The 23,179-nt window shown below is 51.0% G+C and carries 20 protein-coding genes and 1 rRNA gene; all 21 read left to right on the top strand.

What is annotated here, in order from left to right:
- Positions 1-101: 101 nt before the first annotated feature.
- The 21 genes from flhA to ACK3CJ_RS19030 all read left to right on the top strand — a co-directional run bounded on the left by flhA (position 102) and on the right by ACK3CJ_RS19030 (position 23,027).
- On the top strand, positions 102-2,207 hold the full coding sequence (gene flhA / locus ACK3CJ_RS19130; RefSeq protein WP_409523791.1) for a flagellar biosynthesis protein FlhA: 2,106 nt from the start codon (positions 102-104) through the stop codon (positions 2,205-2,207).
- A gap of 41 nt (positions 2,208-2,248) precedes the next feature.
- The gene (flhF, locus tag ACK3CJ_RS19125) at positions 2,249-3,676 is read left to right on the top strand and encodes a flagellar biosynthesis protein FlhF (protein WP_409523790.1); all 1,428 of its coding nucleotides are present in this window, start codon (positions 2,249-2,251) and stop codon (positions 3,674-3,676) included.
- An 18-nt stretch (positions 3,677-3,694) separates the two neighbouring features.
- A complete protein-coding gene (locus ACK3CJ_RS19120; protein ID WP_409523789.1) occupies positions 3,695-4,510 on the top strand; it encodes a MinD/ParA family protein in 816 nt (271 codons plus the stop codon).
- Between the two features lie 25 nt (positions 4,511-4,535).
- A complete protein-coding gene (locus ACK3CJ_RS19115; protein WP_409523788.1) occupies positions 4,536-5,246 on the top strand; it encodes an RNA polymerase sigma factor FliA in 711 nt (236 codons plus the stop codon).
- A gap of 99 nt (positions 5,247-5,345) precedes the next feature.
- A complete protein-coding gene (gene cheY, locus ACK3CJ_RS19110) occupies positions 5,346-5,717 on the top strand; it encodes a chemotaxis response regulator CheY (protein ID WP_240776189.1) in 372 nt (123 codons plus the stop codon).
- A 24-nt stretch (positions 5,718-5,741) separates the two neighbouring features.
- Entirely contained in the window at positions 5,742-6,545 is an 804-nt protein-coding gene (locus tag ACK3CJ_RS19105; protein ID WP_409523787.1) for a protein phosphatase CheZ, read from the top strand.
- Between the two features lie 15 nt (positions 6,546-6,560).
- Positions 6,561-8,648 (top strand): chemotaxis protein CheA, encoded by a 2,088-nt coding sequence (locus ACK3CJ_RS19100; RefSeq protein ID WP_409523786.1) that lies wholly within the window; start codon positions 6,561-6,563, stop codon positions 8,646-8,648.
- A gap of 27 nt (positions 8,649-8,675) precedes the next feature.
- Positions 8,676-9,857 (top strand): protein-glutamate methylesterase/protein-glutamine glutaminase, encoded by a 1,182-nt coding sequence (locus tag ACK3CJ_RS19095; protein WP_409523785.1) that lies wholly within the window; start codon positions 8,676-8,678, stop codon positions 9,855-9,857.
- A gap of 51 nt (positions 9,858-9,908) precedes the next feature.
- Complete coding sequence (locus ACK3CJ_RS19090; protein ID WP_409523784.1) at positions 9,909-10,685, top strand: ParA family protein; 777 nt, start codon at positions 9,909-9,911, stop codon at positions 10,683-10,685.
- A gap of 3 nt (positions 10,686-10,688) precedes the next feature.
- Positions 10,689-11,516 carry a chemotaxis protein CheW gene (locus ACK3CJ_RS19085; RefSeq protein WP_409523783.1) on the top strand — a complete coding sequence of 276 codons (828 nt, stop codon included), beginning with the start codon at positions 10,689-10,691 and terminating at the stop codon, positions 11,514-11,516.
- Between the two features lie 87 nt (positions 11,517-11,603).
- On the top strand, positions 11,604-12,014 hold the full coding sequence (locus tag ACK3CJ_RS19080) for a DUF2802 domain-containing protein (RefSeq protein WP_409523782.1): 411 nt from the start codon (positions 11,604-11,606) through the stop codon (positions 12,012-12,014).
- A gap of 139 nt (positions 12,015-12,153) precedes the next feature.
- The gene (ndk, locus tag ACK3CJ_RS19075) at positions 12,154-12,558 is read left to right on the top strand and encodes a nucleoside-diphosphate kinase (protein WP_409523781.1); all 405 of its coding nucleotides are present in this window, start codon (positions 12,154-12,156) and stop codon (positions 12,556-12,558) included.
- A 77-nt stretch (positions 12,559-12,635) separates the two neighbouring features.
- Positions 12,636-13,766, top strand: coding sequence for a 23S rRNA (adenine(2503)-C(2))-methyltransferase RlmN (rlmN, locus tag ACK3CJ_RS19070; protein WP_409523780.1), 1,131 nt, complete (start codon positions 12,636-12,638; stop codon positions 13,764-13,766).
- Positions 13,767-13,775: 9 nt separating this feature from the next.
- Positions 13,776-14,552, top strand: coding sequence for a type IV pilus biogenesis/stability protein PilW (gene pilW, locus ACK3CJ_RS19065; RefSeq protein ID WP_409523779.1), 777 nt, complete (start codon positions 13,776-13,778; stop codon positions 14,550-14,552).
- Positions 14,549-15,547 carry a RodZ domain-containing protein gene (locus ACK3CJ_RS19060; protein ID WP_409523778.1) on the top strand — a complete coding sequence of 333 codons (999 nt, stop codon included), beginning with the start codon at positions 14,549-14,551 and terminating at the stop codon, positions 15,545-15,547. Before pilW ends, ACK3CJ_RS19060 begins: the two co-directional genes overlap by 4 nt.
- A 31-nt stretch (positions 15,548-15,578) precedes the next feature.
- Positions 15,579-16,856: a histidine--tRNA ligase gene (hisS, locus tag ACK3CJ_RS19055; protein WP_409523777.1), complete on the top strand. Its 1,278-nt coding sequence runs from the start codon at positions 15,579-15,581 to the stop codon at positions 16,854-16,856.
- An 18-nt stretch (positions 16,857-16,874) separates the two neighbouring features.
- Positions 16,875-17,537, top strand: coding sequence for a YfgM family protein (locus tag ACK3CJ_RS19050; RefSeq protein WP_409523776.1), 663 nt, complete (start codon positions 16,875-16,877; stop codon positions 17,535-17,537).
- The gene (gene bamB, locus ACK3CJ_RS19045; RefSeq protein ID WP_409523775.1) at positions 17,534-18,682 is read left to right on the top strand and encodes an outer membrane protein assembly factor BamB; all 1,149 of its coding nucleotides are present in this window, start codon (positions 17,534-17,536) and stop codon (positions 18,680-18,682) included. The genes ACK3CJ_RS19050 and bamB overlap by 4 nt, the downstream gene beginning before the upstream one ends.
- Before the next feature lie 74 nt (positions 18,683-18,756).
- Positions 18,757-20,202, top strand: a complete 1,446-nt coding sequence (gene der, locus ACK3CJ_RS19040; RefSeq protein ID WP_409523774.1) for a ribosome biogenesis GTPase Der — start codon at positions 18,757-18,759, stop codon at positions 20,200-20,202.
- Positions 20,195-21,058 (top strand): glutamate racemase, encoded by an 864-nt coding sequence (murI, locus tag ACK3CJ_RS19035; protein ID WP_409523773.1) that lies wholly within the window; start codon positions 20,195-20,197, stop codon positions 21,056-21,058. The genes der and murI overlap by 8 nt, the downstream gene beginning before the upstream one ends.
- Before the next feature lie 416 nt (positions 21,059-21,474).
- Positions 21,475-23,027 (top strand): 16S ribosomal RNA (locus tag ACK3CJ_RS19030).
- Positions 23,028-23,179: the final 152 nt, after the last annotated feature.

The following is a 23,179-nucleotide window of genomic DNA, read 5'->3' as shown; positions in this document are numbered from 1 at the left end:
TGATGTGTCAGATAATTGACTTATCTAGGGTGGATAGTCAATTTTCAAAGCTGATCAAGTGTTTGCAAGTTAATGTGATGTTTTATTGACGGTTGAAACGAGTGGATCGAGTAGCCTTTCTGCAAAATGTGCGCAGTATCAGTCATGGGAATATTGGTATTCCCTTGCTGCTGCTCGTCATATTGGCGATGGTTACGTTGCCTGTTCCGCCGTTTATGCTCGATGTTTTTTTTACCTTCAACATCGCGCTGTCAATTGTCGTCCTGCTGGTCTGTATATACGCTCTGCGTCCGCTTGATTTTGCGGTGTTCCCAACTATTTTGCTGGCTGCCACGCTGCTGAGGTTGGCGCTGAACGTTGCCTCAACGCGTGTCGTGCTCCTGCGGGGGCATGAGGGAGGGGACGCTGCGGGGCAGGTGATCAAGGCGTTTGGTGATGTTGTGGTTGGTGGTAACTATGTGGTCGGTATTGTTGTGTTTCTGATACTGGTCATCATCAACTTCGTCGTGGTAACCAAGGGTGCCGGCCGTATTTCTGAAGTGAGTGCGCGTTTTACCCTGGACGCAATGCCCGGTAAGCAGATGGCTATCGATGCGGATGTGAACTCGGGGTTAATCACGCAGGAAGAAGCTCAGCAACGGCGTCAGGATATCACCCAGGAAGCGGATTTCTACGGAGCGATGGATGGTGCGTCCAAATTTGTCAGGGGTGATGCTGTAGCCGGTATCCTGATTCTGGTTATCAATCTGATCGGTGGGCTGGCGATCGGTATGTTGCAGCATGATCTTGATTTTGAAACCGCTTTGCGGAATTACTCTCTGTTAACCATCGGTGATGGATTGGTGGCTCAGTTGCCGTCCCTGCTCTTGTCTACCGCAGCTGCTGTCATGGTGACGCGTGCCAACTCATCCGAAGAGATGGGTGATCAGGTATTCAGGCAGATGTTCTCTTCTCCCAGAGCGCTGATGGTGGCCGCGGGTGTGATCGCGATCATCGGTATTGTGCCGGGTATGCCTCACGTCGCTTTTCTGTCGCTGGCTGCTATCGCGGGAGGGGTGGGCTGGTTAATTCACAAAAAACAGCTGCTGAAGCAACAGGTAAGTGCAGAGCAGGCGGCTGAGCCAGAGTCGCCTCCTGAAGAGGAGCACAAGGATCTGAACTGGGATGATGTCATGCCGGTTGATATGATCGGGCTGGAGGTCGGTTATCGTCTGATACCCATGGTCGACAAAATGCAGGGAGGGCAGCTGTTGAGTCGGATCAAGGGGGTCCGGAAAAAGCTGTCACAAGATCTGGGTTTTCTGGTGCCTTCTGTGCACATAAGAGATAATCTTGATCTGATGCCGGGTGCATACAGGATTACGCTGATGGGCGTTATCTCTGGTGAGTCTGAGGTTTATCCTGATCGTGAGCTGGCAATAAACCCGGGTCAGGTGTTTGGCACACTGAAAGGTGTTGCCGTTAAGGACCCTGCTTTTGGTCTGGATGCGGTCTGGATAGAAAAGGGGCAAAAGGAGCATGCTCAGACTCTGGGGTATACGGTCGTAGATGCCAGTACAGTGGTTGCCACTCATCTTAATCAGATTTTGCAGGTCAATGCGCACTCACTGCTTGGGCATGAAGAGGTTCAGCAGTTGCTGGATCTGCTGACCAAACACTCACCGAAGTTGGTTGAGGAGTTGATTCCGAAAAAAGTCAGCATAAGTGTGTTGTTGAAAGTGTTGCAGAATTTGTTGATGGAGCAGGTCTCGCTGAAGGACTTCAGGTCGATAGCTGAGGCTCTGGCTGAGGCGGCAGATCGTTCTGCCGCTGATCCTCTGGCGTTGACAGCGGCGGTCCGTGTGGCCTTGTCTCGTTTGATTGTGCAGAGTATTAATGGAGCAGATCCCGAGTTGCCTGTGATTACGCTGGATCCATCACTGGAGCAGATGCTGCTGGGATCAATGCAGCAGGGTTCGCAGTCTGAAGAGGTGGCAGTATTGGAGCCGGGCATGGCTGAAAGACTTCAAACATCACTTGGTCAGGCCGCGCAGCAGCAAGAGATTGCGGGGAAGCCTTCCGTTCTGCTGGTGTCGGCCCCAATCAGACCACTGATGGCACGTTTTGTGCGCTATGGTGATCGTCAGATACATGTGCTCTCTTATCAGGAAATACCGGAAAATAAGAAAATTACCATTGTGGCAACGGTGGGAGGTGGTAATGGCTAACAGGGAAAAAACTTCGGGCTGGCTACCGATAAGGAATAGGTATGAAAGTTAAACGTATTTTTGCACCTGACATGCGCCAGGCGATGCGGCGTGTTCGTGACGAAATAGGCCCTGATGCCGTGATCATCTCCAATCATCGTGTTGCCGGGGGGGTAGAGGTCGTTGCCGCCCGGGAGCAGGAGTATGAGCTGGCGCAGACGGAGCTGAAGCGCACGCGGCAGCAGCTACAGCGAAAGCAATCTGCCCGGCCGGAGCCATCGCGTAACGAAGAGCTCGAGGCGGAGTTGCGGCGTGCTCAGTTTCGTATCGCTGAGGTCAGAGAGCAGTCTGAGCAGTCCTCGCCGCCTGTGGATATGAATGCCAATCGGCAGATGGATGATGATGAGAGTGAGGATCTGCGCTTTATTCTTGACTCGCTCAAAGAGCGGCAGAAGGAGCGAGCCAAAGAGCCTTCCCGTCAGGAGCGGGTGAGTCCGAGTTATGATGGTGCAGGTGCTGATGAAGTGCTCTCGTCTGCGCGCCAGGAGTCTCAGCAGATGATGAAAACAATGCAGCAGGAGATTCATCAGCTGCGTGCTCTGCTTGAACGGCAAGTGGTCCAGTCGACCGCTTCACCAGCTTCCACGGATCAGCCCGTGTTTGAAAATGCTCAGGCTGCTCGCATCGGTGGGCGATTGGAAAAAATCGGTCTTGGTCGCCGTCTTGTGCAGCATCTGATGGCGGGTATCGAGCCGGATCTCCCGGTGGATAAGGCTTGGCGCAATTCTCTTGGAAAGCTTGCAGAGGCTATTCCTGTGGTGGGTGAAGAGTTTATCGCGCGAGGTGGTATGGTGGCATTTGTCGGTCCGACGGGTGTCGGGAAAACGACGACTATCGGCAAGCTGGCGGCTCGATATGTACTTCAACACGGCAGTTCAAGTCTGGCGTTGGTGACTACCGATTGTTATCGCATAGCGGCTCATGAGCAGCTGAGAACTTTTGGTCGTATTCTTGATGTGCCGGTTAGAGTGGTTGATGAGAACCATAATCTGGAAGAGGTATTGACCTCTTTGCGCGGGAAGCGTCTTGTATTGATTGATACGGCGGGTATGAATGCACGCGACCCGGCCGGTCAACAGCAGATGGAGTCGCTGTCTTCGGTCTCAATGCGATTGAAAAAACTGCTGGTACTCTCCTGCTCCAGTCAGCGACAGCTTCTTGAAAGTGCCTATGAGACTTATAAAGAGTTGGGGCTCAATGGCTGTGTTCTGAGCAAAATGGATGAGTCTGGAAGTCTCGGTGAGGCCCTGACAATTGCAATAGAAAAGCAACTGCCTGTGGCGTATGTCACAGACGGTCAGCGGATACCGGACGATATTGTCGTGGCTCAGCGCCGTGATCTGGTCAGTCGTGCCGTTGTAACTTCGCAGCGTGATAATGAACGCTCCCGGGATTCGGATGAGGATGGCCGCTTCTTTCAGGCGGGCTAAGGTGCCAGAGAATTGATTATGAAGCGTACGCATCCCGTCAAGGTTATCGCTGTCACTGGTGGCAAAGGCGGTGTTGGTAAAACCAATGTGTCAGTGAATCTGTCTGTCGCTCTCAGTGAAATGGGGCGGCGGGTGGTGTTGATGGATGCGGACCTTGGGCTGGCCAATGTGGATGTGCTGCTGGGGCTTCGTCCCAAGAAGAATATCTCCAATGTTTTATCCGGAGAATGTTCGTTGCTGGAGGTGCTGGTAGAGGCTGCAGAAAACCTGTGGATAGTACCGGCATCTTCCGGGACTCAGGAGATGACTGCGCTGAGTGTGCATGAGCATGCCGAGTTGATTCATGCTTTCAATGATATCTCTGACCAGATGGATGTGTTGATCGTTGACACCGCGGCAGGTATCTCCGAGTCTGTTGTCAGTTTTGTCAGGGCGGCTCAAGAGGTGCTTGTTGTGGTTTGTGATGAACCAACCTCCATTACCGATGCGTATGCACTCATCAAGCTTCTTAATCGTGATTATCAGATGACTCGCTTTCGTGTGCTGGCCAATATGGTGCGTGCTGAAACCGAGGGTCGGAACATGTTCAGCAAGTTGTTGACAGTGACGGATCGCTTTCTTGATGTTACGCTTCAATACGTTGGCTCAATACCTTATGATGAGTCGATAAGAAAGGCTGTGCAGAAGCAAAAGGCTGTTATGAAAGCCTTTCCTAATTGTAAGTCGGCATTGGCCTATCGGCAGTTGGCAAACAAGGTGGATGAGTGGCCTGTACAGAATAGCCCCCGAGGTCACCTGGAGTTCTTTGTCGAACGACTGGTAAACAAGGGTTGAGTTTTAGCGCTGACGAAGAAGCGGTATGTACAATCAGCTGCAGTTTACATCGGCTCACGAACTGATTGATCAGTATGCCCCTCTGGTAAAACGCATCGCCCATCATCTGATGGCGCGCTTGCCTGCCAATGTAATCCTGGATGATCTGGTTCAGGCGGGCATGATTGGTCTGCTGGAAGCGGCCAGAAAGTTCGACCCCGGTAAAGGGGCGAGCTTCGAGACCTACGCCGGGATCAGAATTCGTGGCTCAATCATAGATGAAGTGCGTCGTGGAGACTGGACGCCGCGCTCAGTGCATCGCAATGGGCGCAGGGTGACGGAGGCGATACATCAGATTGAGGCCAGGCTCGGGCGCGATGCCAGCGATGCGGAGGTGGCGGCCGAACTGGGCGTTTCCGTTACCGAGTATCATGCCCTCTTGCAGGACTCTCTGGATAGCCGGCTGTTCAGTATTGATGAGCTGGCTCATGGGGATGATGACAGTACCGGCATGCAGTTCGAGGGAGATGATCCCGGGCCGATGATGCAGCTTCAGGAGGGTAATTTTCGCCAGGCTCTGGCGGATGCGATCAGTAACCTGCCTGAGCGTGAAAGGCTGGTATTGGCGTTATATTACGACGAAGAGCTTAATCTGAAGGAGATCGGCAGCATATTGGGCGTCAGTGAATCCAGGGTCAGTCAGATTCACACTCAGGCTGCGTTGCGTTTGAAAAGTCGTTTGCGTGAATGGCATTAACTATTTTATTTGTTATTACATGCAAGCGTGATTAGTATTGGATGTTATAGTCTGATTCGATAGTGTTTGAATGTGGGGGTGAGTGTCTTGAAAAAAGACATAAAAATACTTGTTGTAGATGACTTCTCTACGATGAGGCGCATTATCAAAAATCTGCTGCGGGACCTGGGCTTCACAAATGTGGATGAGGCTGATGATGGCAAAACAGCGCTTCCAATTTTGCAGCAGGGACGAATCGATTTTCTGATCACCGATTGGAACATGCCGGGTATGACCGGAATCGATCTCCTCAAAGCGGTTCGTGCTGATCCCAATCTGTCACATATTCCAGTTTTGATGGTGACGGCGGAGGCTAAAAAGGAGCAGATCATTGCTGCAGCTCAGGCTGGGGTTAATGGTTACGTGATCAAGCCTTTTACGGCTGTTGTACTTAAAGAGAAGATTGAGAAGATTTTCGAGCGTATTGGCTGATCACCCGTATAGAGAGTTCTAATTATGATAAAAAATCTCTCCGTCCTTGAGTTTGAGGGCTTGGAAGAGCTTCTGAAGGTAAAAGCCCAGGAGCTTGTCACAACGCTCGATTCAGGTGATCTGTTTAAGGCAGTTGAGCTGATCAATGAGTTGCAGCAAGCCAGACATCAGGTCTTTTACAATGAAGTCGGGCATCTCACCCGTGGTCTTCATGAAGCTATCAAATCTTTCTCATCCGATATTGATGAGAAGATTGTTGATGATATGGGTAAGAGCATCCCATCCATGACGGACGCCTCTGACCGTCTGGCTTATGTTATTGAGCTGACAGACAAAAACTCACATGAAACAATGGATCGAGTGGATCGCTCTCTGAGTCTGGTCGACCGTCTGGACAATCAGAGTGAGCGCTTTCGCGATCTTCTGATGCTGGTCGGGCAGTTGGAGGGAGAGTTTAAAGGTCTCGCTGGTGTTTATGACCGTACTTGTTCCGTCAAAAACGAATCAGAGAAAACGATTGAAGAGCTGCGTAATGTCCTGACAGACATTCTGGTCTCACAGAGTGTTCAGGATATTACGGGGCAGCTTATACGCCGTGTCATCAACCTGATGACGCAGGTTGAAAAACAACTGGTTAAATTGATGGAGATGTCCTCTAAGGTTGAGCGACTAAGAGGGATCGATGTTGATACGACAGCAGATGAATCTGAGCAGCCTGAAACCGCCGATGCCATTGCGGCACAGGGGCCGCAGCTTAAGAAAAAAGAGGCGGGAGCGGTCAGTAATCAGGATGATGTGGATGAGTTGCTGTCGAGTCTGGGTTTTTGATGAGGGGATCACGATATGAGTTTGGATGTTGATCAGGAAATTCTGGAAGATTTCCTCGTTGAAGCGGGTGAGATCCTGGAGCTGCTGTCAGAGCAGTTGGTTGAATTGGAGCAGCGTCCTGACGACAAAGACCTTCTGAATGCGATATTCAGGGGCTTTCATACCGTCAAGGGTGGTGCCGGTTTTTTGCAGCTTAATTCTATGGTGGATTGCTGTCACAAGGCAGAAAATCTGTTTGACCTCCTGCGTAATGGTGATATCAAAATAACACCTGAGCTGATGGATGCCGTGCTGCAGGCACTCGATGCCGTTAATGTGATGTTTGATAATGTACGAAATGGTGTTGAGCCGACTCCCGCATCAAATGAGCTGATGGCGAGATTGACGGCCTATACCACTGGAGATGTTCCTCAGGCTGCTGTTCCGACGGCTCCTGTGCAGTCGGCACCCGCTGCGGCGGTGGAGCAGCCTGTTGCTGCGAATCCAAATACGCCGAATGATGAGTTTGATATGCTGCTCAGTGATCTGGCAGTCAGTCACAGCAGTGCTGAGACATCGGCTGCAGATGATGATTTAATCACTGAAGATGAGTTTGATGCTCTCCTGGACGAGTTGCATGGAGCGAAGGGTGCGCCGGGCGTTTCGAAACCGATTGAGGCACCATCGCCTGCAGCCTCTGGCGCTGGTGATGAGATTACTGATGATGAGTTCGAGTCCCTGCTGGATGATTTGCAGTCTCAGGGTAAGGGGGCGTTTGCTTTTCTTGGGGGGGCAGATTCGAATGGTGAGCAGGCAAGTTCGGTTAGTGCTGAACCTGTAAAGGTTGCGGCACCCGCAGTTCCGAAGAAACCTGCGCCACAGAAACCGCCGCAGGACGATTACGAGTCGGATATCCCAGCTGTCGAGGTTGCAAGTCGAGCACCGCAGAAGGTCGTGCAAGAAAGTAATGTCCGTGTTGACACGGCATTGCTGGATAAGATCATGAATATGGTCGGTGAGCTGGTGCTTGTCAGGAATCGTCTGGTGCGCCTGGGTGGTGCTGCTGAAAACGAGGACATGGGTAAAGCGCTGGGTACGCTGGATATGGTGACTGCAGATCTGCAGAGCTCCGTCATGAAAACGCGTATGCAGCCCGTTAAAAAGGTGTTTGGCCGCTTTCCGCGTCTTATACGTGATCTGTCTCGCAGTCTTAATAAAGAGATACGCCTTGAGTTACGCGGCGAAGAGACCGATCTGGATAAAAACCTGGTTGAAGCGCTGGCAGATCCCCTGATACATCTGGTGCGCAATGCCGTAGACCATGGCATCGAAGATCCGGATGAGCGCGAGCGTATGGGCAAGCCCAGAGAGGGGCATGTTCTGTTGTCAGCCGAGCAGGAAGGCGATCACATACTGCTGATCATCAGAGATGATGGTTCGGGAATGGATCCGGAGAAACTGCGTACTTTGGCGATCAAGCGAGGCATGCTGGATGCCGAGTCGGCCGCGCGTCTGTCGGATCAAGAATGCTTCCACCTGATTTTCCATGCTGGCTTCTCGACCAAAACAGAAATATCCGACGTATCCGGTCGTGGTGTTGGCATGGATGTGGTCAAGACCAAAATTACACAGTTGAACGGTACTCTCGGGATCGATTCGATTCTGGGGCAGGGTACGCAGATTGCAATTCAGGTACCGCTCACGTTGGCTATCATGCCGACACTGATGGTTGTGCTGGAAAATCAGGCCTTTGCTCTGCCGCTGGTTAACGTAAATGAAATATTCAATCTTGATCTGACCAAAACCAATATTGTTGATGGTCAGCAGGTGATTATTGTTCGTGATCAAGCGTTACCACTTTTCCATCTGAAACGCTGGATGGTCAAGGGTTGTGAAAATGAAGCTCTGCCTGATCAGGGGCACGTGGTTATTGTCTCTGTCGGTACTGCACGTGTGGGTTTTGTTGTGGATCAACTGGTCGGGCAGGAAGAGGTGGTGATCAAGCCTCTTGGTTCGATTCTGCATGGTACGCAGGGTCTCTCTGGTGCGACTATTACAGGTGATGGTCGTATTGCACTCATTATCGATATACCGAATCTTCTGAAACGCTATGCGTCAACCTGATCCGGTACCGCTGTTGACGGAAACACTATGGCAGTAACTGTACTGATCGTTGATGACTCAGGGTTTTTTCGTAATCGTATCGAAGAAACTCTGAAGGATGATGGTCGAATTCAGGTTGTAGGTACGGCTGTCAACGGCAAGGAAGCTGTTGAGAAAGCACGTTTACTTAAGCCTGATGTTATTACAATGGATGTTGAAATGCCTCAGCTCAACGGTATTGAGGCTGTGCGCATTATCATGCGTGAATGTCCCACCAATGTAATGATGCTCTCATCTCTGACTCATGAAGGTGCGCGTGTTACGCTACAGGCGCTGGAAGCGGGGGCTGTTGATTATCTACCCAAGGATATCAGGGCTTGGATGGATCGTTCCAACACGCTCAGGAAAGAGCTGGTGGACCGCATTGTTGCGCTTGGCAAGTCTCGCCGCTATCGCGCCTCACTTCCCTTTGGGCGTTCTCCTGCCAGTGATCAATCCAGTTCCAGTATGGTTTTTCGCCCTCAGCGGCCTAAGGCCGATACAACGCAGCAGCCGGCAGCCCGAGCAACCGAAACCCGCAGCGCAACTGCATCAGGTCTGACGGCTCGGCCTGCGGCCGATACCAGAGGGGCGGCAACGTCTGCGTCCAGAGTGCGAATGCCTGAGTGCAGGCTGGTTGTTATTGCCTCTTCTACAGGTGGTCCTGCGGCTTTGCAAAAAATCATCACGGCGCTACCTGCTACCTTTCCTTATCCGATTCTACTGGTGCAACATATGCCAAAGACTTTTACCAAGGTCTTTGCAGAGAGGTTGGATCAACAGTCGCGGATCAGGGTTAAGGAGGCAGAAGACAATGATCGCCTTGAGCCGGGTCTGGCGCTACTTTGTCCGGGAGGGATGCAGATGATGATTGATCCGCGTCAGACCGGCAGGGTGAAAATACTGGCGGGAGATGAGCGGTTGACCTATAAGCCAAGTGCTGATGTCACTTATGCTTCTGTTGCCAAAACATACGGCTCCGGTGCCCTGGGTGTTATTTTGACTGGCATGGGGGCCGATGGTTGTGATGGAGCTCGACTCCTCAAACAGGCTGGCTCTACCATGTGGGCACAAAGTAAGGAGACTTGCACTATCTATGGCATGCCACAGGCAGTGGTAAACGCCGGTCTGGCGGATGCTATTCTGGATCTTGATGATATCAGTGATCTGCTGGCTGGTAAGCAGCGCTAAAACTGGTGTCGTTTTTGCAGACATACTCGGACAATCCTCAGGGAAATTACTATGCAGGTATGGGCAGTTGCAAATCAAAAAGGCGGGGTTGGTAAAACCACGACGGTTGTAACACTTGCCGGGCTTCTGGCTGAAGTCGGGTACCGAGTACTCCTGGTTGACCTTGACCCTCATGGTTCGCTGACCAGCTACTTCAGACTTGATCCGGATGAGTTGGATGAAAGCGTTTATGATCTGTTTGAACGGGTCGAACTTAGCACCCCTCTGGTAAGAGGGTTGATTCAGCACAGCTCTCATGAAAGCATCGATATCATGCCAGCCTCAACTGCCTTGGCAACGCTGGAGCGTAAGGCGGTAGGTAAGGAAGGTTTGGGTCTTCAGGTATCCAAGGCTTTGAAGCTCGTGCGAGACGAGTATGATTATGTCCTCATCGATAGCCCGCCTGTTCTGGGGGTGCTGATGGTCAATGCGCTGGCTGCCTGTACGCATCTGTTAGTTCCTGTTCAGACAGAGTTCCTGGCATTGAAAGGGTTGGAGCGGATGGTGAGAACGATTGAGATGATCAATCGCGCCAGAAAAAACAAACTGGGATATACGATATTGCCGACTTTTTATGATCGACGCACTCAGGCTTCTGTTACCAGTCTGCGTGAGCTGTACAGGCTATACCCGGATGCTGTTTCCAGCGCGGTCGTACCTGTCGATACAAAGTTCAGGAATGCCAGTCTCAAGGGGCTGGTGCCTTCATCCCTGGATGCAGGTAGCCGTGGCGTGCATGCCTATGCGCGTCTGCTCAGAGGTCTTCTGGAGCGGTGTAAGCAGGAGTAACCTATGGCTGATCAGAAACGTGTTGTTTATGAATACTTGGAGGCATTGCTCGCTGATCCATCGGCAAGTTCGGATGAGTTGCCGTCTGAGTTTGATGCTGAGTTCGAACAGATGGATGAAGTGGTTCCATTGACCGAATCCGAAATCGCTCCAGATTGTTCGGATGAAGATTCGCTGAATATTGAAGAGAGTCTTGCTGATCAAAAACCTGTTGTTGAAGCGATTGAAACGATTGAAGTCGTTGATATGGTTGAGCCCCAGGTTGAGGTAGTGGTTGAAGAACCGGAGCTGGTTCATGATGAACAGTCGATAGCGGATGAATGGCCGCAGGAGCCAGTTGTACCAGTGACCGAAAGTCAGGCGCTGGCCAGCGAATCGGTTGATATCTATGCTCAGGAATATGAGAGCATGATGAAGTGTGTGTTGGTCAGAGTGCATGGTTTGAATCTTGCGATTCCAGTGGATTACATCGATGGCGCGGTGCATATAACAACGGTATCGATGAGTATCGAGATGCATCATGACTGGATACTGGGTAGATTCGGGCCTCAGCATGATCGCACAACTGTAGTCGATACGGCTCGGTGGGTTATCCCCGATGCCTACTCGGTCGAAAAAACCAGCTATTCCGATATTATTATTCTCAGTGGGCGTGACTGGGCGCTGGCTTGTGATGAGTTGGTCAAGTCCATCAATATTCCTCGCAAGAGTATAAACTTCAACTCCAATAAAGAGGCCCGCGCCTGGTTGTTGGGAACCTATATGCCTGAACGTTGCGCGATCCTTGACATCGATCAGTTGGTCGGCGAGTTTGAATTGATGATAATCTGATCTCCTTGTCACCACGCAGAGGGTGCGAATTTTTGGCACTCTCCCGGCACGGGTTAAAGGCAGTCTATGACTTATTTGGATGCTTCTGTGAGTGAATACCTGACATTGATACTGGTTGTATTTGCAGTTCTGTCTGTTGTGTCCAGTTTGACGGCAGTCTATGTATTTGTAAGGCTGAATCGCCAGGAGCGACGCTTTCGTGCGTTGATCAATGTGTTGAGAAATGAAATTCACGTGATGACCAACAGCTCCATCGGAATGGGGAAGCGTCTGGTTGCCGTGGAACATAAACTCAATCTGACGGTCGATAAACAGCAGGAGCTGGAAAACCGGGATCCCGGTGTGATGGCCTACAATCAAGCGGCACGTTTGATGGAGATGGGTGCGGGTGTTGATGATCTTGTGAAAAGCTGTGGAATCGGTCGTCCTGAGGCTGAATTGATGGCTCTTTTGCATAAAGAGCTACACACCGGGCAGAACCTTCCGCACAAGCACTAGGCGATTTGCCTGAAGTTCTCCACCCTTCGCCGGTTGATCCTTTTGATTGACTGCTGTTCAGTAATTCCTCCTTCACGTATAATCCGCACTTTTATCGACCTTAGTTTAATTTATGCTTAATTTTGGGGAAATTTTTACCATGGCTGTTGAACGTACGCTCTCTATTATCAAACCTGATGCTGTTGCAAAAAATGTGATTGGTGAAATTGTGACTCGCTTTGAAAAAGCTGGTCTGAAAATCATCAAAATGGAAATGAAATCACTGTCAAAAACAGATGCAGAAGGCTTTTACGCTGAGCATAAAGAGCGCCCCTTCTTTGCGGATCTGGTTGCCTTCATGACGTCTGGCCCTGTCGTGGTTCAGGTTCTTGAGGGTGAGAATGCAGTTCTGCTGAACCGGGATCTGATGGGTGCTACCAATCCTAAAGAAGCTGCTGAAGGCACGATCCGTAAAGATTTTGCTGAGTCTATAGATGCCAACGCTGTACACGGCTCAGACTCAGTTGCCTCTGCAGAAAGAGAAATCAAGTACTTTTTCGGCTAAGCTTGTATAGGCGGGCTGCAGGCCATCGAATTCTGATGGCCTTGTTTTTTAAGTGTTAAGTAAATCAGGTAAAGACCATGTCTCATTCAAAGGTTAATCTGCTGGGTCTATCTCCGGCTAAACTCGAAGCTTTCTTTGATGAGCTTGGAGAGAAGCGCTTTCGCGCGACTCAGGTACTGAAGTGGTTGCATCAGCATGGTGCAAGCAGTTTTGATGAGATGACAAATATCAGCAAATCGCTTCGGACTAAGCTTGCTGAGGTGGCAGAGATTCGTGAATCGGAAGTTGTCTTTGAAAAATTTTCAACAGATGGCACGCGCAAGTGGGTGATCAAAGTTGAGGGTGGTTCCAGTGTTGAGGCTGTTCTCATACCGGATGGTGCCCGCAGGACCTTGTGTGTTTCATCTCAGGTGGGGTGCTCGCTTGACTGCAGCTTCTGCTCGACAGGCAAACAGGGATTTAACCGCAGTCTCAGCAGTGCTGAAATCATAGGCCAGATACGAACAGCGATCCGCTCCTTTGGTCCTTTTGATCCGGCTGGTGAGCGGCGTGTAACCAATGTCGTTTTCATGGGCATGGGAGAGCCACTGATGAATTTCAACAACGTCATGGATGCTGCGACACTCATGATGGATGATAATGCGTATGGGCTGTCCAAGCGCCGTGTCACTATCAGTACTGCAGGGGTTGTGCCTGCGCTGGATAAAATGGTCGGTCTGACCGATGTGTCGCTGGCTATTTCACTGCATGCGCCGACCGATGAGCTACGTAGCCAACTGGTGCCAGTCAATAAGCGTTATCCGATAAAAGATTTGCTGGATTCAGCCAATCGTTATCTGAAAAGTCTGAGCGATAAGCGCGTCGCAACAATTGAGTATACAATGATGGCTGGAGTCAATGATCAGCCAGAGCACGCACGGCAACTGGTCAAAGTGTTGCGCCAGATCCCGTGCAAGCTCAATTTAATACCCTTTAATCCTTTTCCAAACTCTGGATATGAGCGCCCCTCAGATGAGGCTATCGCTGCGTTCAAGCAGATTGTGATCACGTCAGGCATAATCACCACGGTCAGAAAAACACGTGGCGATGATGTTGATGCAGCGTGTGGTCAGCTTGTTGGTCAGGTTGATGATAAAACCAGGCGTAGCCAAAAGTATATTCCTGTGATACAAGAAGAGGTTAGTAGAGACAAGAGCTTCCATTTCTAGGAGTAGTGTGTGAAGCCAAGGCTTGTAGTACTGATGTTGCTGCTTCTGTTGCTGGCCGGTTGCGGCGCGCAGAGCAGAGTGCCGGTTTCTGGAGTAGAAACCGCCCCGGATGCTGCGTTGCAGGCATACACGCAGTTGGGGCTGCAGTATCTTCAGGCAGGTGATACAGTAAGCGCGAAAGGCTCGTTGCAGCGTGCAATTGCCATCGATCCGAAGTATGGGCCGGCATATAATGCAATGGCGCTGGTTTTTCAGGTTGAAAGAGACCTGGAGCTGGCAGAGGAATATTTCAGGAAGTCGGTCGAGTTTGAACCGATGAATGCGATGATCCATAACAATTTCGGCGCTTTTCTGTTTGGTCAGCAGCGTTATGAAGAAGCTTGCAGGCATTTGGCAAGAGCAACCGAAGATCCGTTTTACCCTTTAAGGGCTCAGGCCTTTGAAAACCTCGGGCGATGCTATCGCATCATTGAACGTCCGGATGTGGCCGAGCATGCGTTTCGAAGAGCGCTGGATCTCAGCCATAATCGTCCGATCGCTCAGATTGAGCTGGCAGATCTGCTCTTGGTCAGTGGTAATGGTCCTGAAGCCACGTTCTGGTTCAGACAGTTTCGCGATCTGGTGGATCAGCGGCGTGTAGAACATACTCCGCTGAGTCTTTGGGTTGGAATACGTGTTGCGAGGGAGAGTCGTGATGCCAGTCTGGCAACGACCTATTCACTGTTACTTAGAAATCTCTTTCCAGATTCGGAAGAGTACAGGCAATTTAAGGAGGCTGCACATTGAGTAGTGAGCAGCAGGAATACTCAGAGCAGCTTTTTGCTGGTGAGCAGTTTACCCAGGCGCGTGAAGCTCTCGGGATTAGTGTTGAGCAGGTATCTCAGGAGCTGAATCTTTCGGTCAAGATTCTGCGGGCTATAGAGTCAGGTGCGCCTCAGACGCTTCCCAATCCAGTTTTCGTGCGGGGTTACATACGTAATTACGCAAAACGCCTGGGTTTGGATCCGGATCTTTTTGCGCGGCAGTTTGAGGCTATTCCAGGTGTGAATCTGACACCGACTGCCGTTCGTTCAGCCGTATCCATGGGAGGGCGCGATCAGCATAAAAACTCGTTTATGCGTGTCTTGACATGGTTGCTGCTATTGGCTGTTTTAGCTGCAGCGGCCTGGTGGGCCGGTGAGCAGTACGGGTTGTTTGAGCAGTCATCCGAAGCTCCAGCAGAAAGACCTGCCGATGCAGTTGTTGTGATTGAAGAGGAGTCATCCTCTCCGGCTGCAACAAGGCAGGCTCCGGTTGTGACTGCGCCTGTTCAGCAGCCAGAGGTGCAGACATTGCCTTCAACGCCCTCGGCAGATATTTCACAGTCCTCAGCGTCGTCGGGAGAAGAGGTGCCAACAGGATTGCCGTCAGTTCCTCAGACGTCGGATGAGTCTGTCGTAACGCTGGAGGCTCCACCCCGGTCTGAGGTGGATGAAACGCCTTCTACAGAGTCTACTGAAGTCGTTTCGGAACCTGCAGCAGTTGCTGAGTCTTTCACCGCCAGTCTTATGATCAGTTTTATTGATGATTGCTGGGTGCAGATCAGAGATGCTGATGGCGCCTCATTATTTGCCGGTGTAGCCAGAGCGGGTAGTGATCTGGATCTGCAGGGCCCGGAGCCATTGTCTGTCGTTATAGGTCGTGTCGACGCGGTAGGTGAAATTGCATATAAGGGCGAATCAATTGATTTGCTGAGCATGAGCAGTCGTAACGTAGCCCGCTTCAATCTGCCCCTCCCCTAGAAGATTTTCCATAAGATTACAGGTAATAGAGTTGGCCAAGATCAAAGCCATTCGAGGCATGAATGATATCCTGCCGGAGCAGACCAGACTCTGGCAGTTTTTTGAAGGTAAGATTCGTACTGTTCTCGGCACCTACGGTTATGACGAAATTCGTATGCCAATGGTGGAGTCAACCGATCTGTTCAAACGTTCGATCGGTGAAGTGACCGATATCGTTGAAAAGGAAATGTATACCTTTGATGACAGGAACGGCGATAGTCTGACCCTCAGGCCTGAAGGTACGGCAAGTTGTGTGCGTGCCTGTGAAGAACATGGCCTTTTGTATAATCAGACGCAACGACTGTGGTATATGGGCCCGATGTTCAGATATGAGCGGCCACAGAAGGGGCGTTATCGTCAGTTTCATCAGATAGGTGCTGAGACCTTCGGCATGACAGGTCCAGATATCGATGCAGAGCTGATTCTGATGAGCGCACGTTTGTGGCGCGAGTTGGGAATAGACAATATCGTGACGCTGCAGTTGAATACGCTGGGGAGTCTTGCGGCCAGAAATGACTACAAGGAAGCGCTTGTCGTCTATCTTTCACAAAATATAGATCAGTTGGATGAAGACAGTAAGCGCCGACTTACGACCAATCCACTGCGAATTCTTGACAGCAAAAGTCCCCAAACACAGACTTTGCTTGATGGTGCGCCAAATCTGCACGACTTCCTGGATAAGGAGTCCTCAGAGCATTTTGAGGCTCTGTGTTCTTTGCTTGACAGGGCAGGGTTGAAGTATGAAATCAACCAGCGTCTGGTACGAGGTCTGGATTACTACGGCAAAACTGTTTTTGAGTGGGTCACTGATCATCTGGGAGCGCAGGGTACCATCTGTGCGGGCGGTCGTTATGATGGTCTGGTTGAGCAGTTAGGCGGCCGGCCCGTACCAGCTGTTGGTTTTGCGATGGGTGTCGAGCGCCTGATACTCCTGATTGAGGCTGCAGGCAGTGTGCCTGATGAAGTGCAGCAAAAGGTTGATCTTTTTATTGCTGTTGCAGGGGCAAATGCTGAGTCGGAAGGCATATTGATGGCCGAGCAGTTGCGCAATGAAACACAATTGAGAATACAGCTCAGCTGTGGCGGTGGCAGCCTGAAAAGTCAGCTGAAGCGGGCAGATAAAAGTGGTGCTCCCTATGCCTTGTTGTTGGGTGATGATGAACTGGCAGGCGGCAAGGTACAGGTCAAGCCTCTGAGGGGGCAAGGCGAGCAGCGACTGGTCGACATGGCGGAACTGTCTGCTGTGTTAAAAGAAATGAATTTGAGTTAAAGCTTGGAGAATTAAAGCGTGGCGGAACTTCGGACAGAAGAAGAGCAGATTGAAGCGATCAAGGGTTGGTGGAAGGAAAACGGCAAGTCATTGGTGCTGAGTATTCTTATCGTTGTATCTGCTGTTGTTGGGTGGAAGGGTTGGCAGCAGCATCAGGCAAACCAGGCGTCTCAGGCTTCAGCGCTTTATCAGAACCTCGTTGATGCAGTCGTGCAGACTGTTGGAAACCAGGTAGAGGCCGGAGCAATGAGTACTGCAGAGCATCTGAGCGGGCGTCTTAAAGACGATTTCAGCAAGACATCCTACGCTCATTTCGGCGCCCTCCTGATGGCGCGCGTTGCTGTTGATCAGGGTGATCTGGACCGTGCGCTTCAGGAGCTTGATTGGCTTCTTGATGGTCGTGCTGATGGTGATATTCTGCGTGTGGCGAAGTTGCGAAAAGGGCGGGTGCTCGCTGAGCTTGGGCAGGTTGATGTAGCCATCGCACTGTTGCAGGGCGCAGATACTGGTGCTTTTGAGGCAGGTTATCAGGAGCTTCTGGGCGATCTCTACACTGCTTCGGGCCAGGTCGAACAGGCGCTTACAGCATACAATAGAGCGCTTGAAGTAAGTCAGGCATCTCAGGGGCAGGCGATTTTGCGCATGAAGCGTGATGATTTGGGAATTGAGGTTGGCTCATGATGAAAAGCTTGCGTGGATTAATACTCATATGCTGTGCCGCTACGATCTCTGCCTGTGGCTTCTGGGGGGGTACTGAAGAGGTCGAGCCGAATCAGTTGGTGGATTTTACAGCTGAAAGCAGTGTCTCTGTTGTCTGGAGTAGCTCAATTGGAAGTGGTCCGGGTAGAAAATACCATCAAATGCGCCCGGTTGTAGATGGCGATCGAATTTTTGCGGCTGATAGTAAAGGGTTGGTTGTCGCTCTTGATCGCAATAATGGTCAGCGTCATTGGAGTATCAATCTTAAAGACACGCTGATAGGTGGAGTTGGTGCTGGCTACGGTAAGGTGTTTGTGACGACTGAGTCGGGTCTGTTGCTTGCCTTGAACGCTGCAGATGGTTCCGAAGTATGGCGGCGTCAGTTGGCTTCAGAGGTGACATCTCCCGCGCAAGCCAATCCTGATATCGTTGTCGCGCAACTGGTCAGTGGGCGATTGACTGCGCTTGATATCAGAACAGGTGAGCATCTCTGGACCTATGATGCTCAGATTCCATCGTTGACCTTGCGCGGTACAAGCTCTCCGCTGGTGACCAATGATGTCACGTTTGCTGGTTTTGCGAATGGTCGTTTCCTTGCGCTGCAGAATGATAATGGATCTGTGTTGTGGGATCAGCGTATCGCGCTGGCTGAAGGTCGCTCAGAGCTTGAGCGTATAATTGATGTTGATGGGCGCGCGATACTGTTGGATAACCTCCTGTACGTTGTGGGTTATCAGGGGCGTCTTGTTGCTATCAACCCGTTCAATGCTCAGGTGATCTGGGCGCTGGATATGTCCAGTTATCGCAGTCTGGCAAGTGGCTTCGGCAACCTGTATGTGGCCGAGTCCAATGATTATGTGCAGGCAGTAGATGCTGCCAGTAGTGCCAGCGTGTGGCGCCAGACCAGTCTTGAAAACAGGCAACTGACTTCACCAGGTGTGCTGGGTCGTACTGTTGTCGTAGGTGACTATGAAGGATATCTGCATTTCATGTCGCAGACGGATGGGCGCTTTACGGCGCGTTATCGTGTTGACTCCTCGGGATTGAGGGGCGATATGCTGGTTGTTGATGACACTCTGTATGTATTGAGCAATGCTGGCCGTTTGATGGCGCTCCGGCTGAACTGATCGGTTTAAAATTTCAGACGGCGGCTGTCTGCGTTTTGTGGATAGCCGCCGTTTTGTTTATCAGGTAAAAAAATATGCTTCCTGTTATAGCTCTCGTTGGGCGTCCGAATGTTGGCAAATCGACGCTTTTTAACCGACTGACGCGTTCGCGTGATGCGCTGGTTGCCGACCTGCCTGGTCTGACGCGAGACAGAAAATATGGCGAAGGCCGTATTGGCGGTTGCGATTATATAGTCATCGACACCGGTGGTATTACCGGTGACGAGGATGGCATCGATAAAGTGATGGCCAAGCAGTCTCTCGTTGCCATAGATGAAGCGGATGTGGTTCTTTTCCTGGTGGATGGTCGTGCGGGATTAAATCCTGCAGATCAGTTGATTGCGGATCATCTGCGCCGAAGGAATAAACGCTGCTACCTGGTCGTGAATAAAACCGATGGTATTGATCCCGATGTTGCGCTGGGTGACTTCTATGGCTTGGGAATCACTGACCTGTATCCGATAGCGGCCTCTCACGGTCGCGGTGTTATGAGTCTGCTTGAAGAAGTCCTCAAACCCTATATTGTTGAAGAGGATGAGTCCGAAGAGGCAGAGGGTGAGGAGGAAGAGAGGGATCGCTCCATTCGCATCGCCGTGATAGGCAGGCCGAACGTTGGCAAATCCACATTGGTTAACCGCTTGCTGGGTGAGGAGCGGGTGGTGGTGTTTGATCAGGCGGGGACCACGCGGGACAGTATCTATATTCCGTATGAGCGTGATGATCGTAAATATACGTTGATCGATACGGCTGGCGTACGCCGCAGAAAGCATATCACTGAGGTGGTGGAGAAGTTCTCTATCGTAAAAGCACTTCAGGCGATCCGTGATGCCAATGTCGTGGTCATGGTCATTGATGCGCGTGAAGGGGTAACTGATCAGGATCTGCATCTGCTGGGCTTTGTCATAGATGCCGGGCGAGCGATGGTTGTCACCCTGAATAAGTGGGATGGCATGGATCAGGATCAGAAAAATACGACCAAGGAAGCGATTGAGCGTAAATTGAGCTTTGCTGAGTTTGCACGCTTTCACTTTATTTCAGCACTGCATGGCTCAGGTGTCGGCAATCTTTACAAGTCGATACATGAAGCCTATGACTCCGCGTTTGCGAAATGGAGTACGAATCGTCTGACAACGTTGCTGGAAGATGTTGTTGCAGATCATCAGCCGCCAACGGTCAATAATCACCGTATCAAACTGCGCTATGCTCATCAGGGCGGCTCCAATCCGCCAATAATTGTGGTGCATGGAAATCAGACAGACGCTCTGCCCAGCACCTATAAGCGTTACCTTGAAAACAGGTTTATCAATCTGTTGAAGATAAAGGGCACACCGATCAGGTTTGAGTTTAAAACCGGTGATAACCCCTTTGCAGGCAAGAAGAACAAGCTTTCCGGCAGGCAGCTGCAGAAGAAAGAGCGTAATAAAGACCATATCCAGAAGATTAAGCACCGAGCCAAGAAAAAGGCGCAACGCCGTGACTGATAGGGCTGCTCTGAATAATATGCCAATCGGCGTTTTTGATTCGGGTGTCGGTGGTTTGACCGTGCTGAACGAGATTCGCCGGGTGCTGCCGGGAGAGGATCTGATCTATCTTGGTGATACGGCCAGGGTTCCTTATGGAACTAAAAGCTCGGTATCAATCACTCGCTATGCAGAGCAAGCGTTACGTGCGCTGCTCAGTCATAAGATCAAGGCGCTGGTGATTGCGTGTAATACTGTTTCGGCAGTAGCTCTGGATCCTTTACGTGCTGCGCATCCTGAGCTGCCAATATTCGGTGTTGTCGAGCCGGGTGCTGCTGTGGCGTGTCGAGCCAGCAAAGCTGGGCATATCGGCGTGATTGCCACAGAAAGCACAATTAACAATCTTGCCTATCATAAAGCGATCATATCACTCCGTCCTGATGCAACGGTAAGGGGCAGGGCTTGCTCTCTGTTTGTTGCACTGGCTGAAGAAGGTTGGCATGAGGGTGAGTTGGTTGAAGGGATCGTGCGTCAGTCACTGGGTAACCTCTTGCATGTTGATGGTGACAATGCGCTGGATACGCTGGTGCTGGGGTGTACCCATTTTCCAGCACTCAGAGGAGCGATTCAGAGTGTTGTCGGAGGTGGTGTGCTGCTGGTGGACTCGGCAGTCACTACTGCCGATGCGTTGGCGAAGAGTCTGACGGAATGCAATCTATGCGCCGACAGAGCGGTGCCTGGTCATGTCCGTTTTCTGGTGACAGATGGTCCCGAGCGGTTTGCGCGTGTGGCACCAAACTTCTTTTCAGAGCATGTTGATGTCTCCAAGGTAGAGCTGGTGGATATACAGCATTTCGGTTCAGATCAGGCTATATAAATATTTCTGTAATTAGTGGTTGACTTAAATCTCAGCCTCTGTAGAATTCGCCTCCTCGATTGAGGTGCTGGCCCGCAAGGGAACAGTCACCGGGATGAGTTCACAGTAGTTAAGCATTTGTTTTTGAATTGTTTTAAGTGAACTTATCGGTTGTTGAGTGAGTGCGCGGATCGACATGAAAATGATCGAAAAGCTGAAAAAACTCCTTGACAATGAATCGGCAGGCGCTAGAATATGCGCCTCGCTTGAGACGAAACTCAAGCCGCTCTTTAACAAGTTGATCAGGTAATACAAGTGGGCGCTTGTCGAGGTTAAGCACACAAGCTTAATCAGACAAGTAACCTAAATTCATTTAGTGTTGTTTTTGTCTGAGCATGCATTAAGTATTGGCAGCTTGCTGTTGATACGCTGATTTAAAACTGAAGAGTTTGATCATGGCTCAGATTGAACGCTGGCGGCAGGCCTAACACATGCAAGTCGAGCGGTAGAGAGTAGCTTGCTATTCTTGAGAGCGGCGGACGGGTGAGTAACGCGTAGGAATCTACCTGGTAGAGGGGGATAGCCCGGGGAAACTCGGATTAATACCGCATACGCCCTTAGGGGGAAAGGAGGGGATCTTTCGAGACCTTTCGCTATCAGATGAGCCTGCGTAGGATTAGCTAGTTGGTGTGGTAAAGGCGCACCAAGGCGACGATCCTTAGCTGGTCTGAGAGGATGATCAGCCACACTGGGACTGAGACACGGCCCAGACTCCTACGGGAGGCAGCAGTGGGGAATATTGGACAATGGGGGCAACCCTGATCCAGCCATGCCGCGTGTGTGAAGAAGGCCTTCGGGTTGTAAAGCACTTTCAGTGGTGAGGAAGGCTGTGTAGTTAATACCTGCACAGATTGACGTTAGCCACAGAAGAAGCACCGGCTAACTCCGTGCCAGCAGCCGCGGTAATACGGAGGGTGCAAGCGTTAATCGGAATTACTGGGCGTAAAGCGCGCGTAGGTGGTTCAGTCAGTCAGATGTGAAAGCCCCGGGCTCAACCTGGGAATTGCACCTGATACTGCTGAGCTAGAGTACGGTAGAGGGTAGTGGAATTTCCTGTGTAGCGGTGAAATGCGTAGATATAGGAAGGAACACCAGTGGCGAAGGCGACTACCTGGACTGATACTGACACTGAGGTGCGAAAGCGTGGGGAGCAAACAGGATTAGATACCCTGGTAGTCCACGCTGTAAACGATGTCAACTAGCCGTTGGGACACTTGATGTCTTAGTGGCGCAGCTAACGCGATAAGTTGACCGCCTGGGGAGTACGGTCGCAAGATTAAAACTCAAATGAATTGACGGGGGCCCGCACAAGCGGTGGAGCATGTGGTTTAATTCGACGCAACGCGAAGAACCTTACCTACTCTTGACATCCAGAGAACTCGCTAGAGATAGCTTGGTGCCTTCGGGAGCTCTGAGACAGGTGCTGCATGGCTGTCGTCAGCTCGTGTTGTGAAATGTTGGGTTAAGTCCCGTAACGAGCGCAACCCTTGTCCTTATTTGCCAGCACGTAATGGTGGGAACTCTAAGGAGACTGCCGGTGACAAACCGGAGGAAGGTGGGGACGACGTCAAGTCATCATGGCCCTTACGAGTAGGGCTACACACGTGCTACAATGGCCGGTACAGAGGGCTGCAACCCTGCGAAGGTGAGCGAATCTCAGAAAACCGGTCGTAGTCCGGATCGCAGTCTGCAACTCGACTGCGTGAAGTCGGAATCGCTAGTAATCGCGAATCAGCATGTCGCGGTGAATACGTTCCCGGGCCTTGTACACACCGCCCGTCACACCATGGGAGTGGGTTGCACCAGAAGTAGCTAGTCTAACCCTGACTTTTCGGAGAAAGGGGGGACGGTTACCACGGTGTGATTCATGACTGGGGTGAAGTCGTAACAAGGTAGCCCTAGGGGAACCTGGGGCTGGATCACCTCCTTAAACGATAGCGAGACCTTGGCAAGCGTTCACTTGTATTACCTGATCGGAAAGTAGAGTTCTAAACCGTGTATTCACACGCGCAGTTTGATGCGTGCTGAGTCCAGGGTTTAAAGCTCATGCTTTAAACGCTCTTTAACAATCTGGATCTGAAG

The organism is Nitrincola salilacus, assembly GCF_046271865.1.
Classification (GTDB): domain Bacteria; phylum Pseudomonadota; class Gammaproteobacteria; order Pseudomonadales; family Balneatricaceae; genus Nitrincola; species Nitrincola salilacus.
Note: the sequence above shows the minus strand (reverse complement) of the source record. Positions and strands in the feature narration are given on the sequence as shown.